This window comes from Aliishimia ponticola (genome assembly GCF_004803475.1).
GTDB classification, from domain to species: domain Bacteria; phylum Pseudomonadota; class Alphaproteobacteria; order Rhodobacterales; family Rhodobacteraceae; genus Aliishimia; species Aliishimia ponticola.
Window position 1 is genome coordinate 1,251,871 of sequence record NZ_SRKY01000001.1, and the last position, 20,264, is coordinate 1,272,134.

17 protein-coding genes are annotated in these 20,264 nt (G+C 62.3%); 6 read left to right on the forward strand and 11 right to left on the reverse strand.

Annotated features, from left to right (window positions below; translation table 11 throughout):
- Nucleotides 1–37: 37 nt before the first annotated feature.
- The 10 genes from E4Z66_RS05925 to E4Z66_RS05970 form a co-directional block, all read right to left on the reverse strand.
- Entirely contained in the window at nt 38–1,027 is a 990-nt protein-coding gene (locus E4Z66_RS05925) for a nuclear transport factor 2 family protein (RefSeq protein WP_136462146.1), read from the reverse strand.
- Between the two features lie 2 nt (nt 1,028–1,029).
- Complete coding sequence (locus tag E4Z66_RS05930) at nt 1,030–2,079, reverse strand: LacI family DNA-binding transcriptional regulator (RefSeq protein ID WP_136462012.1); 1,050 nt, start codon at nt 2,077–2,079, stop codon at nt 1,030–1,032.
- Between the two features lie 24 nt (nt 2,080–2,103).
- On the reverse strand, nt 2,104–2,862 hold the full coding sequence (locus E4Z66_RS05935; RefSeq protein WP_136462013.1) for an SDR family NAD(P)-dependent oxidoreductase: 759 nt from the start codon (nt 2,860–2,862) through the stop codon (nt 2,104–2,106).
- The gene (locus E4Z66_RS05940; protein WP_136462014.1) at nt 2,862–3,914 is read right to left on the reverse strand and encodes an ester cyclase; all 1,053 of its coding nucleotides are present in this window, start codon (nt 3,912–3,914) and stop codon (nt 2,862–2,864) included. Before E4Z66_RS05940 ends, E4Z66_RS05935 begins: the two co-directional genes overlap by 1 nt.
- Nucleotides 3,911–5,239, reverse strand: a complete 1,329-nt coding sequence (gene hisD, locus E4Z66_RS05945) for a histidinol dehydrogenase (protein ID WP_136462015.1) — start codon at nt 5,237–5,239, stop codon at nt 3,911–3,913. Before hisD ends, E4Z66_RS05940 begins: the two co-directional genes overlap by 4 nt.
- Nucleotides 5,240–5,244: 5 nt before the next feature.
- Complete coding sequence (locus E4Z66_RS05950) at nt 5,245–5,778, reverse strand: ester cyclase (RefSeq protein ID WP_136462016.1); 534 nt, start codon at nt 5,776–5,778, stop codon at nt 5,245–5,247.
- Between the two features lie 124 nt (nt 5,779–5,902).
- The gene (locus E4Z66_RS05955) at nt 5,903–6,784 is read right to left on the reverse strand and encodes a carbohydrate ABC transporter permease (RefSeq protein ID WP_136462017.1); all 882 of its coding nucleotides are present in this window, start codon (nt 6,782–6,784) and stop codon (nt 5,903–5,905) included.
- Nucleotides 6,785–6,800: 16 nt separating this feature from the next.
- Nucleotides 6,801–7,832: a carbohydrate ABC transporter permease gene (locus tag E4Z66_RS05960; RefSeq protein WP_136462018.1), complete on the reverse strand. Its 1,032-nt coding sequence runs from the start codon at nt 7,830–7,832 to the stop codon at nt 6,801–6,803.
- Nucleotides 7,833–7,893: 61 nt separating this feature from the next.
- A complete protein-coding gene (locus E4Z66_RS05965; RefSeq protein WP_136462019.1) occupies nt 7,894–9,138 on the reverse strand; it encodes an ABC transporter substrate-binding protein in 1,245 nt (414 codons plus the stop codon).
- Nucleotides 9,139–9,223: 85 nt separating this feature from the next.
- The gene (locus E4Z66_RS05970) at nt 9,224–10,285 is read right to left on the reverse strand and encodes an ABC transporter ATP-binding protein (protein WP_136462020.1); all 1,062 of its coding nucleotides are present in this window, start codon (nt 10,283–10,285) and stop codon (nt 9,224–9,226) included.
- 160 nt (nt 10,286–10,445) lie between these two features.
- Between E4Z66_RS05970 and E4Z66_RS05975 the strand changes: the two genes are divergently transcribed.
- The 6 genes from E4Z66_RS05975 (at nt 10,446) to E4Z66_RS06000 (ending at nt 17,995) form a co-directional block, all read left to right on the forward strand.
- Nucleotides 10,446–11,453 (forward strand): nuclear transport factor 2 family protein, encoded by a 1,008-nt coding sequence (locus E4Z66_RS05975; RefSeq protein ID WP_136462021.1) that lies wholly within the window; start codon nt 10,446–10,448, stop codon nt 11,451–11,453.
- Between the two features lie 181 nt (nt 11,454–11,634).
- Complete coding sequence (locus E4Z66_RS05980; RefSeq protein WP_136462022.1) at nt 11,635–13,230, forward strand: ABC transporter substrate-binding protein; 1,596 nt, start codon at nt 11,635–11,637, stop codon at nt 13,228–13,230.
- A gap of 68 nt (nt 13,231–13,298) precedes the next feature.
- Entirely contained in the window at nt 13,299–14,240 is a 942-nt protein-coding gene (locus E4Z66_RS05985; protein WP_136462023.1) for an ABC transporter permease, read from the forward strand.
- Nucleotides 14,240–15,139 carry an ABC transporter permease gene (locus E4Z66_RS05990; protein WP_136462024.1) on the forward strand — a complete coding sequence of 300 codons (900 nt, stop codon included), beginning with the start codon at nt 14,240–14,242 and terminating at the stop codon, nt 15,137–15,139. Before E4Z66_RS05985 ends, E4Z66_RS05990 begins: the two co-directional genes overlap by 1 nt.
- Before the next feature lie 9 nt (nt 15,140–15,148).
- Nucleotides 15,149–16,768: an ABC transporter ATP-binding protein gene (locus tag E4Z66_RS05995; RefSeq protein ID WP_136462025.1), complete on the forward strand. Its 1,620-nt coding sequence runs from the start codon at nt 15,149–15,151 to the stop codon at nt 16,766–16,768.
- Between the two features lie 54 nt (nt 16,769–16,822).
- Nucleotides 16,823–17,995: a M20 aminoacylase family protein gene (locus E4Z66_RS06000; protein ID WP_136462026.1), complete on the forward strand. Its 1,173-nt coding sequence runs from the start codon at nt 16,823–16,825 to the stop codon at nt 17,993–17,995.
- A gap of 72 nt (nt 17,996–18,067) precedes the next feature.
- On the opposite strand, the gene katG is transcribed toward E4Z66_RS06000, so the two are convergent.
- Nucleotides 18,068–20,248, reverse strand: coding sequence for a catalase/peroxidase HPI (gene katG / locus E4Z66_RS06005; protein ID WP_136462027.1), 2,181 nt, complete (start codon nt 20,246–20,248; stop codon nt 18,068–18,070).
- Nucleotides 20,249–20,264: the final 16 nt, after the last annotated feature.

Here is a 20,264-nt window from a genome sequence, read left to right on the forward strand (position 1 = left end):
TTCCAGAGGCCCCCGGCACACCGCAAGGGGCGCATACTCAGCCCGCCGCCTGTGCCAGCAAGATCTGCTTCCACACGGCGGTTTCATCAAACAGGCAATACTCGCGCCGGATGCGCGGAGCGGCGACGCCAAGGCTGCCGAATTCGGCGTGGCAGATGCCCAGCACGTAAATCTCTGCCCCCGTCGGCGCGCCGAACATGCCCCAGCCCGAATGCGTGCCATGCAGCGACCAGCGCAGCGCGGCGCGGGGCGGCATCAAGGGATCGTCGCGGCCAATCTGGTGGTGGATCGTAAAGGCCGCGTCCGGCATCGCCGCGCGCAGCCCCATCCAGAACCGGTCCACCGGCCCCCAGCCATGGCCGGTTTCGCCGCCCGGATATTCGGATTGCACCGCGCGGTCATATTCGCCGGGGATCGCTGCCATATCGGCCCCCATCACGCGGGTCAGGATTGCAGCATAGCGCGCGCCCCATTCATTGTCATTGCCGCGCCCCTTATACGGCCCGTCAAGGTCCGTCGCCCGGGTCAGCGGGCGCACACAAGTATCCGGGCCGCCCTCTGCCTCGATCAGATTGGCGGCATAGTCCTTTGCCTGCCAGCCCAATTGGCGCACGATCGCGGTCTGGTCGCGGATCAGCCATTCATCGTCGATCATGTTGTCCTTGGCGTGGCAGTCGGCAAGGATGCGATACCGCAACTTCTTGCCGCTGGCCTTGCCATAGACACCATCGGCGGCATGGGTCGCGGTCGACAGGATCCGGTGCGAAGACAGCATCCCCGCCTCTGGCGTGCCGGACCAGATCACATCCTCGCCCAGCAGTTCGCGATCGGGAAATTCCGCCAGCGTCGCCATCGTGGCGCCGATCACCTTTTCATTGCCGACCACCACCGAGGCGGGCGACCGCACGACGATCTGCGGCGCGTAATAGTCGTGCAGCGTGGCAATGCCGCGATCTTCCCAAATCTCCTTGGTGATTCCGATGATGTAATCAGGGAAATCGGCAAATTTGGGGTCGAACCCTTGCATGCTCATGAGGTGCTTTCTCCTTCGGGCCCAGTGGCAGGCCAGTGATCCGGGATGCGCGCCGATCCGCGCAGGATCAGCGGTGCGTCAACGATGGCGGCACGCGGAGGCTGCGCGCCGGGGTTTTCGATCTGCTCAAGCAGCGCATCGACCGTGTGGCGGACCATCAGGTTGGCGCGCTGGCGCACGGTCGTCAGATTGTAGGCGGGCCAGGACGCGGGCGGCACATCATCATAGCCGACGACGGAAACCTCGCCGGGCACATCGATGCCGAGTTCGTAGCGCAGCACGTCGATCACCATGATCGCCATGTGGTCATTGGCGACAAAGATCGCGTCGGGCCGCTCTGCCCCGCTGCACAAGGCGCGGGCCGCCGCGCGGGCGGTCTCGGATTCGAAATTGCCGACGGCACGTGCGTAAAGCGCCTGCCCATGCGCGGCCAACCCGTCCAGAAACCCGGCCTCGCGGTCGCGCTGTGTCGATGCGCCTTCCCAGCCTGCGATATGGGCGATGCGCCTATGCCCCCCGGCGACGAGGAACTCCGCCACCGCGCGCCCACCCGCCCGGTTGTCGGAGGTGACAGAGGTAATCCCCTCTATGTCCTGGGTGCGGTTGAACAGCACCACTGGCACACCTGCCTGCTGGCACCGACGGGCGATGTCCGAGGACATTGCGACCGACGCCATGACGATGCCATCCACCTGGTAATCAAGAATTTCTTCCATCACAGCGTCGATATTTCCAGCCGTCTGCGAGGCCATGAACATCAGCACGTGATAGCCTTCGGCCTGCAACGCATTAGACAGCTTTTCAAGCGCTTCGGGGTAGAAGTAATTCTCCAGATAAGCGACCACCAGCCCGATCATCCGGCTTTTGCCAGAGGTCATCGCACGCGCCAGCGCATTGGGCCGATAGCCCAGTTCCGCCGCTGCCTTGCGCACCTTTGCCGCCGTCGCCTTGGAGGCGGACGCGCCGGGTGTAAACACACGGCTGACCGCCGACTGGCTGACGCCCGCGCGTTCGGCCACCTGAAGGGAAGTTACCTTTTCCGCCATTGCGCCCCCATTCTCACCTGCCGTTCATTCCGCCGTCCAACCGCCGTCGACCAGCAGCGACGTGCCGGTGACAAGTGCGCTGGCATCGCTGGCAAGGTAGAGCACCGCGCCCATGATATCCTCGACCTCGCCCACCCGGCCCAGCTTGATCTTGGATTCGACCCAAGCCCGCTTTTCGGGATCGCTCAGCGTGAGCGCGCCCAGCGGCGTGCGGATGAAGGTCGGCCCCAGCGTGTTGATGCGGATGCCCAGCGGCCCCCATTCCACGGCCATCGCCTTGACCATGCCTTCCAGCCCGTGTTTCGAGGCGCAGTAGACCGCGCGTTCCGGCCCGCCCACATGGCCCATCTGCGACGAGATATGCACGATGGAGCCGGACTTGCCCGCCGCCTGCATCGCCCGCGCCCCCCATGCCGACAGGAAGTAGGCCGCGCGCAGATTGACGCTCATGACCGCGTCATAGTCTTCCGGCGTCGTTTCCACCGCCGGGGTGTGACGTGCCAACCCGGCAGAGTTGACGATCACGTCAAAGGGGCGCTGCATCGCAGTGTCGAGCGCTGCCAGATCGGTCTGGTCCAGAACGAGGGCTTCGACGGACCAGCCCTCGGCCTGCATCGCGTCGACGGTCTGGGCCAAACTCTCGGCGCCGCGGGCTGCGCACACCACATGCGCCCCGGCTTCGGCCAAGGCCACGGCACAGCCCTGCCCGATGCCGGACGACGCGCCCGTGACCAGAGCGGTGCGGCCCTGAAGCGAAAAGGACGGGGTGCGCGGCAGTGACATCATTCGTCCTGCCCCGGCCAATCGACCCGCCCCGGCACCCGCGCCTTGTTGAATTCCCGCAGCCGCGCGAAGACATCGACGCCCAGTTGCCGATACGCATCCAGCAGATCGACCAGCACCCAGTTTTCACGGATCTTGCCGTTCTCCAGCCGCCAGAAATCAAGGCTGCGCATGGTGATTTTCTTGCCCGCCGGCGCGATGCCCATCCAGCCATCATGCGTGACGGTCTGGATCATGTTCGGCCAACCGGTAACCGCGGCATAATCCCCGTCGCCGAAGAAGTGATAGGTTATGTCGTCCACATATTGGCCGCGATCAGGCATCCCGTTCAGGAACGGGATCTGGTGCCAGTGACGGAAGCCCGCCATGCCGCGCCCGGTGCCGATGCCCGAGGGGCCATACCAGTTCATCTTTTCGTGCCAGAAACGCGGCATCTCCATCACTTCCGGCCCACCCTGGCTGGGGTGCTTCTTGAGATGGTCCAGCATGTCGATGATATGACGGCAGGTCGCGTCCGAGCGCGCCGCATCGCGCGGCCCGGTCATGATCCCGTCTTGCGTGGCGGGCCCCGGCACATGCCATTCGCGCCCAAGCGACGGGGCCATCGGCCATGCGCCAGCCTGCATCATCACCTCGGGGATGTCCCAAAGCGCTTGAAACTCAACGATTTTCCCATCCACCACGCGGTAGAATTCGTGAAAGCGCATCGTGACCTGATGGCCGCTGGGCGGAATATCCAGCCACGGGCCGACAAAAACGCCGGTATAGTACCCGCCGCAGCCGACCCAATCATTGCCGAACTCGTCCGGCCCCGCCATCACGATGTAATCGCGTCGCTCAAGGTCCGGCCAAGCCGCTTGCAACGGCACGAAAACGCGGTCGATGAACGCCTCTGGCCCGGTCACATCGCCAAAAGGATGGCAATGGTGGAACAGGGCATCCTGGGCGCAGATCTCGCCCATGACCCGGCGCAACTCGGCCATGTCGAAATCGTAAAGCGCTGCGCGAAGAGGCGCGATCAGCGCCTTGTTTTCACTGTGAATATCGCTCATGCGTCCTCTCCCAGAAGTGGTGCCGCCGCGCCGTAGGGCACATTGACCCCGCCATACCGCCGGACCCGCAGATTGCACTGTTCTGCATGGCCCACGAACCCTTCAAGCATGCATAGGCGCGAGCCATAGGCACCGATCTGCGTCGCGGCCTCATCCGTCAGCACCCGCTGATAGCTGTGGGTCTTGAGGAACTTGCCCACCCAGAGCCCGCCGGTATAGCGCCCCGCCTTTTTCGTCGGCAGCGTGTGATTGGTGCCGATCACCTTGTCCCCATTGGCCACATTGGTGCGTGGCACAAGGAACAGCGCGCCATAGCTGCGCATGTGATCAAGGAACCAATCATCGCGATCCGTCATGACCTGCACATGTTCGGACGCGATCTCATTGGCGACGTCCAGCATCTCGTCATAGCTGTCGCACAGGATCACCTCGCCGTAATCGCGCCAACTGGCACCTGCGGTTTCCGCAGTTGGCAGAATGGTGAGCATACGGTCGATTTCTTCCAGCGTCTGCGTTGCCAGCTTGCGCGAGTTCGTAACCAGCACGGCGGGCGAGTTATAGCCATGTTCGGCCTGCCCCAGAAGGTCGGTCGCGCACATCTCGGCATCCACCGTGTCATCGGCGATCACCATCGTCTCTGTCGGCCCGGCAAAGAGGTCGATCCCCACGCGCCCGTAAAGCTGGCGCTTGGCCTCGGCCACAAAGGCGTTGCCCGGCCCCACCAGCAGATGCACAGGGTCGATGCTTTCGGTTCCGATCGCCATCGCGCCAACGGCCTGAATGCCGCCCAGCACATAGATTTCATCCGCCCCGCCAATATGCATGGCAGCGATCACCGCCGGGTTCGGCTCCCCCTTGAAGGGCGGCGTGGCGGCGATGATACGGGGCACCCCCGCCACCTTCGCCGTGGCCACGGACATATGCGCCGAGGCAACCATCGGGAACTTGCCGCCGGGCACGTAACAACCCACTGATTGCACGGGGATATTCTTGTGCCCCAAAATGACGCCGGGCAGCGTTTCGACCTCGATATCGGTCATGCTTGCACGTTGCGCGCGCGCGAAGTTCACCACCTGCTCATGGGCAAAGCGGATATCGGCCATGTCCTGCGGCGCGACCTTGGCGATGATCTGGGCGATTTCATCCTCGGTCAGCCGGTAGCTGTCCCGCGCATAGCCGTCGAATTTCTCGCTCAGCTCGCGCACAGCCACGTCGCCGCGCGCCTCGATATCCTTCAGCGTCGTCTCTACCACGCTGCGGACCTTGGCATCATCCTGAGCGCGCTCCGTTTCAGAGCGGCTCGTCTTGAGATACGCGATTGCCATTATCTTTATCCTCCCTCCGGGCGGGGCGCCTCACGTTCACCCCGGTCATATGCTTCCCAGCCCTCGCCACCGAACACGTCGACGCCCAGCTGCGCCAGAACATGCGGAAAATCGACCATCACCCAATTGTCGGTGATCTTGCCGTCTTCGACTTTCCAGAAATCCATGTACCGGATTTCGACACGCTTGCCGGTGGGTGCAACGCCCATGAAACTGCCCGAATGGGTTGCCTCTTGCCGGCCGAACGCCGCCGCCCATTCCCCCATGTAAAGACGTGCCTCATCGATGCAGGTCTTGTCGCTGAACGCCGCCTGAAACGGGCGCTGCCAATTGTCCTGAAATTCCTTCAGGCCGTTCTTGGTGCCGCAGCCTTGGTTGCCCATCCAGCGGAAGGACTGGGCGAAGAACTGGCCGATATCGTCGATGCGGTGGTCGTTCAGCCCATCCACCATGCCTTCGATCACGGCGCGGGTTTCGTCTGTTTTACTCATATCCGTGTCGCGGGACAGGACAGCTTGTTCGGGTCGAGAGCCTTTCATGGCGTATTCCTTCAGGTTGGGCGTTTTCTGAAACAGGGGCGGAAAGCCCGTGCCTCCAGAAAATCCCGAGGCATCCGGTTCAGGGCCGGATGGCGTGCAACGGCGTTATGCCGGGCGGCGCTGCTCATCCCTTCACCGCCCCGGCGGTCAGGCCGCTGACGATCTGGCGCTGGAAGAACAGGATCAGCACGAAAAGCGGCGCCGTGGCGGACACCACCGCCGCCACGGCGAACATCACGTTGCCTTCGACCTGCGTCGAGCCAAGGAAGCTGTTGATCGCGGGGATGATCGTCTCGTTCTGGGTCGAGAGCAGCATCGCCGTCACGGCAAAATCGTTATAGGCAAGCAGAAAGCTGAACAGCCCCGTGGTGATCACGCCGGGCCACATCACCGGGATGATCACGTGCCGGAACGCCTGAAAGCGGGTACAGCCATCGACCATGGCGCTTTCGTCCATGTCCTTGGGAATATTCAGGAAGAACGAATGCAGCATCCACAGCGTGAAGGGCTGGTTGATCGCCACCAGCACGATGATCGTGGTCGGCAGGATGCCCCAGACATTCCATTCGAAGAAGGGCAGCAAATAGCCGGAGACCAGCGTGATATGCGGCATCGCCCGGAACACCAGCGCCGCCATCAGCAACCAGAACGCATAGCGTTTGCCGGATCGCGCCAGCGCATAGCCGCCCAGCGTCCCGAAGGTCAGCGAGATGACAACAGTGAAGAAAACCACGATGCAGGTATTGAGCGCCGCGCGCCAGAATTCCTCTTGCACCCATGCGCCGTAATAGCCCTGTCCGGTAAAGGCACTGCCGGTTTCGCGGATGGTGTTGGTTCCGCTGAGCGCGTTCTGCCAGTTGGCCTTGGAAAAGAAATCCGCCTGCACCTTGAAGCTGCCCCACAGCGTCCAAAGGAACGGGAACGCCGCGATGATCAGCCATAGCGCCACCAGCGCGAAGGACACGATCTTGAGCGTGGTGATGCGGTTATCTGCCAGCGTTGTCATGCCTGCCGTCTCCTTTTCAATGCGCTTTGCGGCTGAAATCGCGCCATGTGCGGATCAGCACCGGCGTCAGCAGGACGACGACCCCTGCGATGGTCATCATCGACGTCGCGGCGGCAGAGCCATAAAGCGGGTTCCCGCTTTCGCGCAGGTCATTGTAGATAATGATCGAGAGCGAGGTCGCATGTGCCTGTGCCTGAAAGCTGATGATCGGCTCGAAGACGCGGAAATTGTCCATCAGCAGCATCAGCGTGACGAAGGCCATCAGCGGCATCAGATGCGGCACGACCACGTGGCGGACCCGCTGCCACCGTGTGGCCCCATCGATCATCGCGGCCTCAAGCGTGTCTTCGGGCACGGTTTGCAGCCCGGCATAGAAGGTGATGAAGCTGAACGGCAGCGTGTGCCAGATTCCGTAGACCATCAGCATGATCCAGGTCAGCGTGGCCGACGCCTTGAGGCTGAGCGTCGGATCGCCCGTCAGCCATTGCAGCGTCGCCCCAAGGATGCCATCGCTATCGACCATCCAGAACAGGATCAAAGAGCCGACCAGCGGAGTCACAAGGAAGGGCAGCAGCGACACGAAGATCGCCGGTCCCTTGATCATGCGCGGCAGGTTGTTGACGCCAATCGCGATGGCCAGCCCCAGTGCGATGACCAGCGGCGTGACCACGGCGGTATAGGTCAGCGTGAAAATCAGCGCGCGGTAGAAGCGCAGGTTGTAGATGCGGTCGAAGAAGTCGCCGAAACTCTCGGTCGTGCGCCACGCCTCGCCCACTTCGGCAAAGGCCAGATGCGCGCGGTTGGTATAGGTGCTCAGCCCGTTGAACCGCCCAAGGGGCCGTTCCTCGCGCAGCGCCTCTGTCGCCTCGGTATCCACCGACGTCGTTTCGCGGCACCCGAACGGTCCGCAGCTTTCGGACACCACCAGAACCTGCTCATGTTCGATATGCAGCGATTGCACAAAGACCGAAGCGATGGGAAGCGCGATGAACAGCAGCATGGCGCTGAGCGTCGGCAGGATAAACCAGAAGAATGTGCGGTTTTTCATGGCTCTGCGCCTCGGGTTGAAGGTGGGTTCGGGGGCCCGGCCAGCAGGCCCCCGAAGGTCGTCACTTGAGGAAGCCCGCTTCCTTCGCGGCGGTCATATAGGCCGCCTCGACATCCGCCAGCGCCTGATCCGCGCTTTCGTCGCCCTTGAAGTAATCGACCAGCTCCGCGCCCAGCGCGTTATGCATCTGGTTGATGTAGGGGATCATCGGATAGGGCTTTGCGCCGCCTGCCGCCGTGGCGGACACACCCGCCGCCGCCGGGCCGGGCTTGTAGCCTTCAAGCAGCCAGATCGCGTCGTCGTTATGTTCGGCGACCATGTCGGATGTCATGGCGCTGACCAGCGCGGCAAAGGTCGCTTCGGCCTCTTCATCGCTGATATTGGCCGCGATGGTGATACCGTCCCACCACAGCGTTGCCGCCGGGGTAGAGCCGTCGCCCGCTGTCGGTGCTGCCGCCAGAACGGTTCCGCCGCGTACCGCGTCGGTCGCGCCCTCGTCATCAAGGATTGCGCCGCCGCGCGACCCCCACATGATGCCCAGGGCCGCCTGCCCCGCTTCCCATGCCGCCTGAGTCTCGTTCGAGGCCATGGTCAGGTAGTCGGGGTTGGCATATTCAGCCAGCCGCTTGATGTCGGCCAGCGCCGCGCGGGCCTTGTCATTGTTGATCGCCGGTTCGGCAGAGCCGGGCGCGAAGAATTCACCGCCATGCGCCAGATAGAAGAGGTTGAACACCTCGCCCACATTCCAGCCGACCTGCATGTTCATCACCAGCGGGTATTCCATGATCCCGGCGGCGCGGATTTTCTCGGCGGCGGCGACGACCTCATCGACCGTGGCAGGGATTCCTTCGACACCGGCTTCGGCCAGAATATCCTCGCGCACGAACAGGTGCTGCGAATTCGCCATGAAGGCCACCGCCATTACATTGCCGTCGATGGTGATCAATTGGTTCGGCTTGATATTGGCGCCGTATTTTTCCACCAGATCGTTCAGCGGACGCACCAGCCCGTCATTCATCAACTGCGTCAGCGTCGCATTGGCCACGATCACGCTGGAATATTCCGCCGGGTTGGGTGTCAGCGCCTGGTTCATGAAGTCGCGCGTATTGTCCTTGAGGCTGATGACGAACTCGCTGGCCGATGCGGCGCAGTTGTCCTGCGCGGTGCCGGACAGGGCCTGAATGGCCGGGAAGTCACTTCCAAGGACACGGATGGATTGGCCGTTCGGGCCGCAATCGGCAGCATAGGCCGCCGATCCCAACAAAGCCGCCGTCGCGCCGGCGAGGGCAAATTTCTTCAGAAACATGTGTATCTCCCTGTGTTTCCGTTGGTTCGGATGCGCCTTGCAATCACGCATCCCTTTATTGCGCCGGGCCAAGGCCCCGCGGGTTTCATGAGGCGTCTTGCGCCTCAATTCGTGCACCGGTCTGGCCGTCGAACATGTGGCAAATCCCGGCGGGCACAGAGATGGAGACCGCATCCCCAATCTCGGCCCTGAAGCTTTTGTCTGCGCGCACATTGACCAAGGTTTGTCCGATCCGAACCGTGACCATCGTCGCGTCACCCAGCAGTTCGAGCGAATAGATCGGCGCGTTGATATGGCCGCCGAACTCCACCACGCTGGCATCTTCCGCGCGGTAGCCCAGCGTGGCCGCGCCGTCGGGCGCGCTCAGGCCGGAAATCTCTACGCCCGGCGCGGTAAAGACCCCCGCCCGCACCTGCCCTTCGATCAGGTTCATTGCCGGATTGCCGATAAAACCCGCCACGAAGGTATTGGCCGGACGGTCATAAATCTCGGTCGGGTTGCCGACCTGTTGCACCACGCCCTTTTCCATGACCACCACGCGATCCGCGAGGGTCATCGCCTCGATCTGGTCATGGGTCACATAGATCGTCGTGACCGCCAATTCGTGGCTGAGGTTCTTGATCTGCGCCCGCGTCGATACCCGCAGCTTGGCATCGAGGTTCGACAGCGGCTCATCCATCAGAAAGACATTCGGCTCGCGCACGATGGCGCGCGCAAGGGCGACGCGCTGGCGCTGGCCGCCCGACAATTCCGCCGGCTTGCGGTGCAGGAAGTCGTCCAGTTCCACCATGGCAGACGCCCGGCGCACTTTCTCGTCATGCAGCTTGGGGTCGATCCCGCGTACTTTCAGCGGAAAGCGGATGTTCTCGTAGACATTCATGTTCGGATAAAGCGCATAGCTCTGGAACACCATGGCCACATCGCGGTCCTTCGGCTCCATCCCGTTGACCACGGTGCCGTCAATCAGGATGTCGCCATTGCTGGCATCCTCCAGCCCCGCGATCATGCGCATCGTCGTGGTCTTGCCGCAGCCCGACGGACCCAAGAGGACCAGAAACTCTTTGTCCGGGATCGTCAGATTGAAATCGTGGACCCCGACAAAGTCGCCCCACCGCTTTCCAACATTTCGCAATTCGATCTGCGCCATTCGCTTTTCGCCCCGGACTTTGCATACGCTTGCAATGCAGCCTAATCACTGGTTGCATCCTCGGGCAAGATATTTCTGAATACGTATGCAAATCGGGAAACGAATCCGCCCCAACCTGCGTGAAACCAACCGCTAAAACCAAATCAAGGCGCTGAAAAAAATGACGAATTTCCAAGCTGAAAAAATGGTCGTCCGTGAGTTTTACCAGGCGCTGGACGCCGCCGACCCGCGGCACATCCCGGCGGTGATGACCCGTTATTGCGCCGAAGACCTGCTGTGGCAGGGGTATCACCCCTTCAATGAGCTGCACGGAATCGACGCCGTCGCCACCCGATTCTGGCAGCCCTTGCGCACCAGCGTGACCCGGATTCAACGACGGCTCGACATCTTTTTTGCCGGGCGCAACATGCTGGAGGACACCGGCGGTATCTGGGTCGCGTCGATGGGGCATCTCATGGGCCTGTTCGATGCGCCATGGCTCGGCATCCCGGCGACGCGGCGCATGGCGTTTTTGCGCTATTGCGCGTTTCACCGGGTGGAGGATGGCAAGATCACCCGCACCGCGATGTATTTCGACCTGCCGCATCTGATGGTTCAGGCCGGGCTTCAGCCCTTCCCGCCGCAAACCGGCGCGCATCTCGTGCAGCCCGGTCCCCTGACCCATGACGGGTTGCTGTTCGACGCACATCCCGCCGGCGAAGGGGAACATACCCTGGCCACGATCAACGCAATGATCATGGACCTTGGACAGTGGAAGCTGGGCCTGCCCCTGACCGAAGAACTGGCGCGGACCTGGAATGATGACATGATCTGGTGGGGGCCTGCGGGGATCGGATCGACCTACACGATCGACCGCTATGCAGAGCAACACTCCGCCCCCTTCCGCGCAGGCTTCGCCGACCGCTCCCCCACACGGCACCAATGCCGCATGGCCGAAGGAAATTACGGCGGCTTCTTTGGCTGGCCCAATTTCACCACCCGCCCGACTGGTGGTTTCATGGGGATGCCCGGCACCGACAAGGCGGGAGAGTTCCGCGTGATCGATCTGTATCGCCGCGCGGGCGACAAGCTGGCGGAAAACTGGGTGTTCATCGATCTGCTGCATTTTTGGAACCAGCAGGGCGTCGACATTCTGGCGCGCACCATCGGCGAAACCACCGCAATTTAGCCCCCAAGGCACGCACGCGCGGCGGCTGCGCCCGCAACTATGCTATCATAGCTGGAAAGGCAGGCAGCCCCTGCCTTCGTGTATACTGTATACGAACAAATTGTTGACTCAACCATTACGGGCTTCAATAGTTTTCACGTCGGACTTGTCCGCAATAAAATTATAACAGGGAGACTATAGAATGTTGCATTTCGTTCGCCGCCGCTTCCTCGCCGGTGCGGTTTCAGCCTTGGTTCTCGGGCTGGGTTTTCAGACCGTGGCCGGGTCTGCCCACGCAGAAACCACGTTGCGGGCCGTTCCCCATTCCGGGCTGAAGATCCTCGACCCGATCTGGACCACCGCCTATATCTCGCGCAATCACGGGTATATGGTGTATGACACGCTTTTCGCACTGGATGCGGATGGCAATGTGCAGCCACAAATGGTCGACACGGTGACGACCTCTGACGATGGGCTGACCGTGACGATGACCCTGCGCGATGGCCTGTCCTGGCATGATGGCGCGCCCGTCACCGCGACCGATTGCGTTGCTTCGATCAACCGCTGGGGATCGAAAGACGCGATGGGGCAAAAGATGATGAGCTTCGTCGACACGCTTGAGGCGACCGATGACAAGACCATTACCTTCAAGTTGAACGCTCCGACGGGTCTTGTCACGCTGGCGCTGGCCAAGCCCAGTTCCAACGTGCCCTTCATGATGCCCGAGCGGGTCGCGATGACGCCCTCTTCGGAACAGATTTCCGAGTTCATCGGCTCCGGCCCCTTCGTTTTCAACGACGCCGAATGGGAACCGGGCGCCAAGGTGGTCTATGAGAAATTCGATGCCTATGTGCCGCGGTCCGAACCGGCATCGGCGCTGGCCGGTGGCAAGATCGCCAAGGTGGACCGGGTCGAATGGATACCGATCCGCGATCACCAGCAGGCCGTCAATGCGCTTAAGGCGGGCGAGATCGACTATATCGAATCCGCGCCCCATGACCTGTTGCCGCTGTTGACCGGGGACGAGAATATCGACCTTGTGGACATCAACTCGGCCGGGAACCAATATACGTTCCGGTTCAACATCCTGCATCCGCCCTTCGACGATCCGAAGATGCGTCAGGCGCTGCTCTATGCCTTCAACCAAGAGGATTTCCTGCAAGCGGTGATCGGCGATCCCGATTACTACCAGACCTGCAAGGCGATGTTCGGCTGCGGTATGCCGTTCGAAACCGTCGCGCATATGGATGGGCTGCTGGATTCAAACTTCGCCAAGGCGCGCGAGTTGATTGCCGAATCCGGCTATGACGGCACACCCATCGTGCTGATGCATTCGACCGATTTGCAGGTGCTGACCAACCTTGCCCCGGTCGCCAAGGACCTGATGGAAGCGGTCGGCCTGAACGTCGACATGCAGTCGATGGATTGGCAGACCCTCGTGGCGCGGCGGTCCAAGCAGGACAAGCCGGAGGATGGCGGCTGGAATGCCTTCCTGACATCATGGACGGCGGGCGACCTGTTCAACCCGGTGGCGATGGCCTTCCTGAACTCAAGCTGCGAAACCGCACTGTTCGGCTGGCCCTGCGATGACCAGATCGAAAAGCTACGCGACGATTTCGCGCGTGCGACCAGCCCCGATGATCAGATGAAGATCGTCGAAGCGGTTCAGGCCCGGTTCGTGGAATACCCCACGCATATCCATCTGGGTCAATGGAAAGCACCGACAGCCGTGCGCAGCAATGTCTCTGGCGTGCTGGACACCGGCGCGGCCGTGTTCTGGAACATCGCCAAAGAGTGATGCGCCCTTGGCCCGGCGGGCGCACTGGCTGCGCCGGGCGACCCCCCTTCTCGACAAGGCTCTGAACCATGGTTTCCTACCTGTTGCGGCGCATTCTGGCGACCATCCCGGTCATGCTGTTCGTGGCCGTGTTCATCTTTTTGCTGCTGCGCCTGACGCCGGGCGATCCGGCGACGATCATCGCCGGGGACTTCGCCAATGAAACGCAAGTCGCTGAAATCCGCGAAAAACTGGGATTGGACGAACCAATGGTCACCCAGTTCTTTGTCTGGATCGGCAACATGGTGCAGGGCGATTTCGGCGAGAGCTTTTTCTACAAGAAACAGGTCAGCGATCTTATCGCGTCGCGCATCGAACCGACGCTGTCACTGTCGCTGCTGACCATCGTGCTGACGGTCACGATCGCGGTGCCGATGGGCACGCTGGCCGCTTACAAGCAGGGAAGCTGGCTGGATCGCGGCATCATGGGCTTTTCCGTTCTGGGCTTTTCGCTGCCCGTCTTCGTGATCGGCTATGCGCTGATCTATCTCTTTTCGATCAAGCTGGGCTGGCTGCCGGTGCAGGGCTATCAACGCATCTCCGACGGGGTCGGCGGGTGGCTGCTGCGGTTGCTGCTGCCTTCGCTTGCGCTGGCGGTGATCTTCGTCGCCTTCATCGCGCGCATGACCCGCACCAGCGTTCTGGAAGTGCTGGGAGAGGATTACATCCGCACCGCCCGCGCCAAGGGCCAGACCGAAACCCGCGTTCTGTTGCGCCACGCGCTGCGCAATGCCGCCGTGCCGATTGTCACCGTGATCGGGCTGGCCTTTGCCATTCTGATCGGTGGCGTGGTGGTCACGGAATCCGTTTTCACCCTGCCCGGCCTTGGCCTGCTGACCGTCGAAGCGGTGCTGGCAAGGGACTTTCCCACCATTCAGGCCGTGATCCTGCTGTTTTCCTTCATCTACGTTTTGATCAACCTGATGATCGATGTCAGCTATACGCTGCTGGACCCGAGGATACGCTACTGATGGCCACCGCGACACTTTCCCCCGGGCGCCAGACCCTGCGCCGCATCTTCCGCAACCCGTCCGTGCTGATCGGCGGCACCTTGGTTCTGGTCATCGTTCTGATGGGTCTGTTCGCGCCCTTGCTGGGCACGCGGGATCCGTCGGACATCTCGCCCAAGGACCGCAACAAGCCCCCGGGATACGAGACGACGGTACGCGACTATGACGGCAACAAGGTGCCGGTGGTCTATCGCCTCGGCTCTGACACGCTGGGCCGCGACGTCTATAGCCGCATCATCTATGGCGCGCGGATTTCGCTGATCGTGGGGATTGCGGTTGCGGCGATTTCGATTTCCATCGGGACGGTGATCGGGGTGATCGCCGGGTATTTCCGGTGGCTGGACGGGATCATCATGCGCATCATGGACGGGCTGATGGCGATCCCGGCGATCCTGCTGGCGATTGCCGTCGTATCGCTGTTCAACGCCGGACTGGCGAGTGTGATCATCGCGATCACCGTGCCCGAAGTGCCGCGCGTGGTGCGGTTGGTCCGGTCCATCGTGCTGTCGATCCGCGAAGAACCCTATGTGGAGGCCGCGATCACCGCAGGCACCCGCACGCCGCTCTTGCTGGTGCGGCATGTGCTGCCCAACACCATCGCGCCGCTTATCGTTCAAGGCACATTTATCGTCGCCTCTGCCATCATCGTCGAGGCGATCTTGAGCTTTCTGGGTATCGGCATCCCGCCCGAGGTGCCCACATGGGGGAACATCATGGCGGAAGGCCGGTCGGTCTTTCAGATTTTCCCGCACAATATCCTGTACCCCGGCTTGGTGCTGGCGCTGACCGTGCTGTCCATCAACATGCTGGGCGACGGGCTGCGCGATACGCTTGATCCGCGTTTCGCCAAGCGGGTTTAGGAGAGCACCATGGTGGAACCCGTTCTTGACGTCCGTGGCCTGACCGTCGCCTTGCCCAGCGACGGGGATCGCGCCAATGCGGTGGAGGATATCTCTCTCACCGTCGCACCGGGAGAGATCGTCTGCGTCGTAGGTGAAAGCGGCTCGGGCAAATCGGTGACGGCCTCGGCAGTGATGGGATTGCTTCCCGCCGCACTAAAACCCGTGGCGGGCGAAGCTCTGCTGGAGGGCGAGAACACCCTTGCCGCCAACAAGACCCGCCTGCGCGCGCTGCGCGGCACCCGCATGGCGATGATCTTCCAAGAGCCGATGACCGCGCTCAACCCGGTCGCGCGTGTGGGCGAACAGATCGCGGAAATGCTGGAAATCCACACCGGCATGAGCGCCAGCGAGCGTCGCGCCCGCGCAATCGAGATCATGCAGATGGTGCATCTGCCCGACCCTGAAAAGATGATCGATGCCTATCCGCACCAATTGTCGGGCGGGCAGCGCCAACGCATCATGATCGCCATTGCCCTTGTGCTGGACCCTGCCCTGCTGATCGCGGATGAGCCGACGACCGCGCTGGATGTGACCACACAGGCGCAGATCCTGACGCTCATCAAAGAGATGCAGGAACGGCGCGGCACCGGCGTGTTGTTCATCACCCATGATTTCGGCGTCGTGGCCGAGATCGCGGATCGCGTCGTGGTCATGCAGCATGGCAAGATCGTCGAACAAGGCACGCGGGACGAAGTGCTGATGCGCCCGCAGGCCCCCTATACGCAGATGCTCATGGCCTCGGTTCCGTCGATGACGCCGCCAGCCCGGACACCCGTGGTGGGCGCGCGGGCCATCGATGTCACCGGGCTGTCCAAGCAATATGGCAAAACGGGCCTTTTCGGGGATGGCCGTGTGGTGCTGGCGGCCGATGACGTGACCTTGCATGTGAACAAGGGCGAGACTTTGGGCATTGTCGGCGAAAGCGGGTCCGGCAAATCCACCGTAGCGCGCTGCATCGCGCGGCTGATCGCGCCCACGGCCGGGTCCATCAGCCTGCACGGCACCGAAATCGCCACCCTGCCCGAAGCGCGGCTGCGCCCGCATCGCCGCAAGGTGCAGATCGTGTTTCAGGATCCCTATCGCTCGCTCAATCCGCGCCGCACCATCGGCCTGTCCCTGATCGAAGCGCCGGTGAATTTCGGCATTCCCAAGGATCAGGCGCTCGCCTCTGCCCGCAGCCTGATGGAGCTTGTCGGCCTTTCTGCCGATGCGCTGGACCGCTACCCGCACCAGTTCTCCGGCGGGCAACGGCAGCGCATCTGCATCGCCCGCGCGCTGGCCGTGGAACCTGATGTGCTGATCGCCGACGAAGCGGTGTCCGCCCTTGATGTTTCGGTGCAGGCGCAGGTTCTTGAACTGCTTGACGACATACGCGCGCGCTACAATCTGGCGATGCTGTTCATCACCCACGATCTGCGCGTCGCCGCCCAGATTTGCGACCGGCTGATGGTGATGCAGAAAGGCGTTGTCGTCGAACATGGCCCCACAGGGCAGGTCTTTCGCGACCCTGCCAATGAATACACCAAATTGCTGCTGGAAGCCGCGCCGGGCCGCGATGTAACCTTTGGCGCAGGCCGCGCAGTCTGAACACATCACCGAACGCAACGGGGCCTTGATGCCCAACAGGAAGGAACAGGCGACATGGAAATCTTGCCGATCATCTCCGACAGCACCAATGAGCTTGAAACGATCTTCGAAGATCTGCACGCTCACCCGGAAATCGGGTTCACCGAAACCCGCACGGCACAGATCGTGGCCGAAAAGCTGCGCGCCTTTGGCGTCGACGAGGTGCATACCGGGATCGCGAAAACCGGCGTTGTCGGGCTGATCCGCGGCAAAGGGGGCGGCAATCGTCGCATCGGCCTGCGCGCGGATATGGACGCGCTGCCCATCGATGAAACGACCGGTCTGGCCTATGCCTCGACCACGCCCGGCGCCATGCATGCCTGCGGCCATGACGGCCATACCACGATGCTGCTGGGCGCGGCCAAGCACCTTGCCGAAACCCGCGATTTCGATGGCACTGTGGTTCTGATCTTCCAGCCTGCCGAAGAAGGGCTTGGCGGCGCGCGGGGCATGTTGGCCGAAGGCCTTTTCGAGCAGTTCCCCTGCGATGAAATCTATGGAATGCACAACCGCCCCAGCGGCGAGCCGGGGCAGGTCGCGATCTGCAAAGGGCCCGCCATGGCCGGGTCGAGCTTTTTCGACATCCACATTCAGGGCAAGGGCAGCCATGCCGCCCGCCCGCAGGAATCGCGTGATCCGCTGGTCGTCGCCTCTGCATTGGTCGGGCAAATCCAGACCATCCTGTCGCGCAATGTCTCGCCCGAGGATACCTGCGTGGTGTCGATCACGCAGATCCACTCCGGCTCTGCCTATAACGTGGTGCCCGACACCGCGACCTTGTGCGGCACGATCCGCTATTTCGACGATGCCGTCTGCAAGCTGGCCGAAACCCGGATGAAGGAACTTTGCGACGGGCTGGCGCTGGCCTATGGCGTCGAAATCCGGCTGGACCTGCGCAATGTCTTTGACGTGCTGGTGAATGACGCCGAATTGTCGGACGCCTATCTGGAAGCCGCCGCCGATGTGGTCGGGGCTGCCAATGTGCGGGACGATCTGCCGCCGGTCACCGGCTCCGAGGATTTCGCGGATATGCTGAAGATCGTGCCGGGCGCCTATTGCGTGGTCGGCCATGCCGGGACGATGCCGCTGCACAATCCGGGCTTTGTACTGGATAAGGGGATTTTGCCGGTCGGCGCGTCGATCATGGCGCGCATGGCGGAACGTCGGCTGCCGCTCGCCGGACAGTAAGCCCGGCCCCTGCCCCCGCAAGGCAAGGCACAAGAAAGCCCGGGCAGCACAGCGCCGCCCGGGCTAGGATCATCAGGCCAGAAGGTCGAAGCGGTCCGCGTTCATCACCTTCGTCCACGCCGCCACGAAGTCGCGTGCGAACTTCCCGGCATTGTCGTCCTGCGCATAGACCTCGGCATAGGCCCGCAGGATGGAGTTGGAGCCGAACACCAGATCGGCAGAGGTCGCCGTCCACTTGACCGCACCGGTCGCCCGGTCGCGGATTTCGTAGGTGCCGTCTTCTTCCACCGGGTGCCATGTGTTGGCCATGTCGGTCAGGTTGACGAAGAAGTCATTCGTCAGCTGGCCTACACGATCGGTGAACACCCCGTGCTTGGACCCGCCATAGTTGGTGCCCAGCACGCGCATGCCGCCCAGCAGGACAGTCAGTTCGCCAGTGTTGAGACCCATCAGTTGCGCCCGGTCCAGCAGCATTTCTTCGGGGCTGACCGCATAGCGCTCTTTCTCGAAGTTGCGGAACCCGTCGCACAGCGGCTCCAGCGGCTCGAAGGAGGCCGCATCGGTCATCTCGTCGGTCGCGTCACCCCGGCCCGGCGTGAAGGGAACCTCGACGTCATGGCCGGCAGCCTTCAGCGATTGTTCCAGGCCGACATTGCCCGCCAGAACGATCACATCGGCAACCGACGCACCGGTTTCAGCCGCGATCGGTTCCAGAATGCCCAGCACTTTGGCCAGACGCTCCGGCTCGTTGCCGACCCAGTCCTTCTGCGGTGCAAGACGGATGCGCGCGCCATTGGCCCCGCCCCGCTTGTCAGAGCCACGGAACGTGCGTGCGCTGTCCCATGCGGTCGTGATCATCTCGGCAGCGGAAAGGCCGCTATCGGCGATCTTCGCCTTGACGGCAGCGACATCGTAATTCGTCGCGCCTGCCGGAACCGGATCTTGCCAGATCAGGTCTTCGTTCGGCACATCGGGACCGATATAGTTGGCGCGCGGACCCATGTCGCGGTGCGTCAGCTTGAACCACGCCCGCGCGAAGGTGTCTGCGAAATACTCCGGGTCTGCCATGAATTTCTGGCAGATTTCGTTGTAGATCGGGTCGACCTTCATCGCCATGTCGGCGTCGGTCATCATCGGGCTGCGACGAACGGAGGGGTCCGAGGCATCGACCGGCTTCTTGTCGTCCGGCATATCCACCGGTTCCCACTGCCATGCGCCGGCGGGGGATTTCTTGAGCTCCCACTCGTAGTTGAACAGGTAGTCGAAATAGCCCATGTCCCACTGCGTCGGGTGCTGTGTCCACGCGCCCTCGATCCCGGAGGTGAAGGCATTCGCCGCCTTGCCCTGATGACCGGCATTCGCCCAGCCAAGACCCTGCGCCTGCACCGGGCAGCCTTCGGGTTCAGCGCCGATCGCGTCGACAGCGCCCATACCGTGCGCTTTACCGACCGTGTGACCACCACAGGTCAGCGCCGCGGTTTCTTCGTCGTTCATGGCCATCCGGGCAAAGGTTTCACGCACATGCAGCGCGGTCTTTGCCGGATCGGGCTGGCCGTTCACACCTTCGGGGTTCACATAGATCAGGCCCATATGGGTCGCGGCCAGCGGGTTCTCCAGCGTGGAGACATCGCCCAGATCGCCATACCGGTTCTCACTCGGAGCGAGCCACTCTTGCTCGGCGCCCCAGTAGACGTCCTTTTCCGGGCCCCAGATGTCTTCACGGCCAAAGCCGAAGCCAAAGGTTTTCAGCCCCATGGATTCATAGGCCATGCTGCCGGACAGAACGATCAGGTCGGCCCAGGACAATGCGTTGCCGTATTTCTTCTTGATCGGCCACAGCAGGCGGCGCGCTTTATCAAGGCTGGCGTTGTCGGGCCAGGAATTCAACGGTGCAAAGCGAATATTGCCGGACCCTGCGCCACCACGGCCATCGCCCATCCGGTAAGACCCGGCAGAGTGCCACGCCAGACGGATCATCAGGCCGCCGTAATGTCCCCAATCTGCGGGCCACCACTCCTGGCTTTCGGTCAGCAGCGCTTTGACGTCTGCTTTGACAGCTTCGAAATCCAGACCCTTGACCGCTTCGCGGTGGTTGTAGTCCGGATCCATCGGGTTCGCGCGTGCACCATGCTGTTGCAGGATGTCCAGATTCAGTGCGTTCGGCCACCATTTCGTAACCGCCTTGTCATTGCCGGTGTTGCCACCATGCATGACCGGACAGCCGCCTTCGCGACCGATATTGTTTCCATCCATTGAGAGCCTCCAAAGC

Coding starts and splice junctions, on each gene's coding strand:
- E4Z66_RS05955 (WP_136462017.1), bottom strand. CDS start 6,784: ATGACAACGCTGGCAGATAACCGCATCACCACGCTCAAGATCGTGTCC.
- katG (WP_136462027.1), bottom strand. CDS start 20,248: ATGGATGGAAACAATATCGGTCGCGAAGGCGGCTGTCCGGTCATGCAT.
- E4Z66_RS05995 (WP_136462025.1), top strand. CDS start 15,149: ATGGTGGAACCCGTTCTTGACGTCCGTGGCCTGACCGTCGCCTTGCCC.
- E4Z66_RS05925 (WP_136462146.1), bottom strand. CDS start 1,027: ATGCAAGGGTTCGACCCCAAATTTGCCGATTTCCCTGATTACATCATC.
- E4Z66_RS05960 (WP_136462018.1), bottom strand. CDS start 7,832: ATGAAAAACCGCACATTCTTCTGGTTTATCCTGCCGACGCTCAGCGCC.
- E4Z66_RS05975 (WP_136462021.1), top strand. CDS start 10,446: ATGACGAATTTCCAAGCTGAAAAAATGGTCGTCCGTGAGTTTTACCAG.
- E4Z66_RS05965 (WP_136462019.1), bottom strand. CDS start 9,138: ATGTTTCTGAAGAAATTTGCCCTCGCCGGCGCGACGGCGGCTTTGTTG.
- E4Z66_RS06000 (WP_136462026.1), top strand. CDS start 16,823: ATGGAAATCTTGCCGATCATCTCCGACAGCACCAATGAGCTTGAAACG.
- E4Z66_RS05990 (WP_136462024.1), top strand. CDS start 14,240: ATGGCCACCGCGACACTTTCCCCCGGGCGCCAGACCCTGCGCCGCATC.
- E4Z66_RS05970 (WP_136462020.1), bottom strand. CDS start 10,285: ATGGCGCAGATCGAATTGCGAAATGTTGGAAAGCGGTGGGGCGACTTT.
- E4Z66_RS05935 (WP_136462013.1), bottom strand. CDS start 2,862: ATGTCACTGCCGCGCACCCCGTCCTTTTCGCTTCAGGGCCGCACCGCT.
- E4Z66_RS05985 (WP_136462023.1), top strand. CDS start 13,299: ATGGTTTCCTACCTGTTGCGGCGCATTCTGGCGACCATCCCGGTCATG.
- hisD (WP_136462015.1), bottom strand. CDS start 5,239: ATGGCAATCGCGTATCTCAAGACGAGCCGCTCTGAAACGGAGCGCGCT.
- E4Z66_RS05950 (WP_136462016.1), bottom strand. CDS start 5,778: ATGAAAGGCTCTCGACCCGAACAAGCTGTCCTGTCCCGCGACACGGAT.
- E4Z66_RS05930 (WP_136462012.1), bottom strand. CDS start 2,079: ATGGCGGAAAAGGTAACTTCCCTTCAGGTGGCCGAACGCGCGGGCGTC.
- E4Z66_RS05940 (WP_136462014.1), bottom strand. CDS start 3,914: ATGAGCGATATTCACAGTGAAAACAAGGCGCTGATCGCGCCTCTTCGC.
- E4Z66_RS05980 (WP_136462022.1), top strand. CDS start 11,635: ATGTTGCATTTCGTTCGCCGCCGCTTCCTCGCCGGTGCGGTTTCAGCC.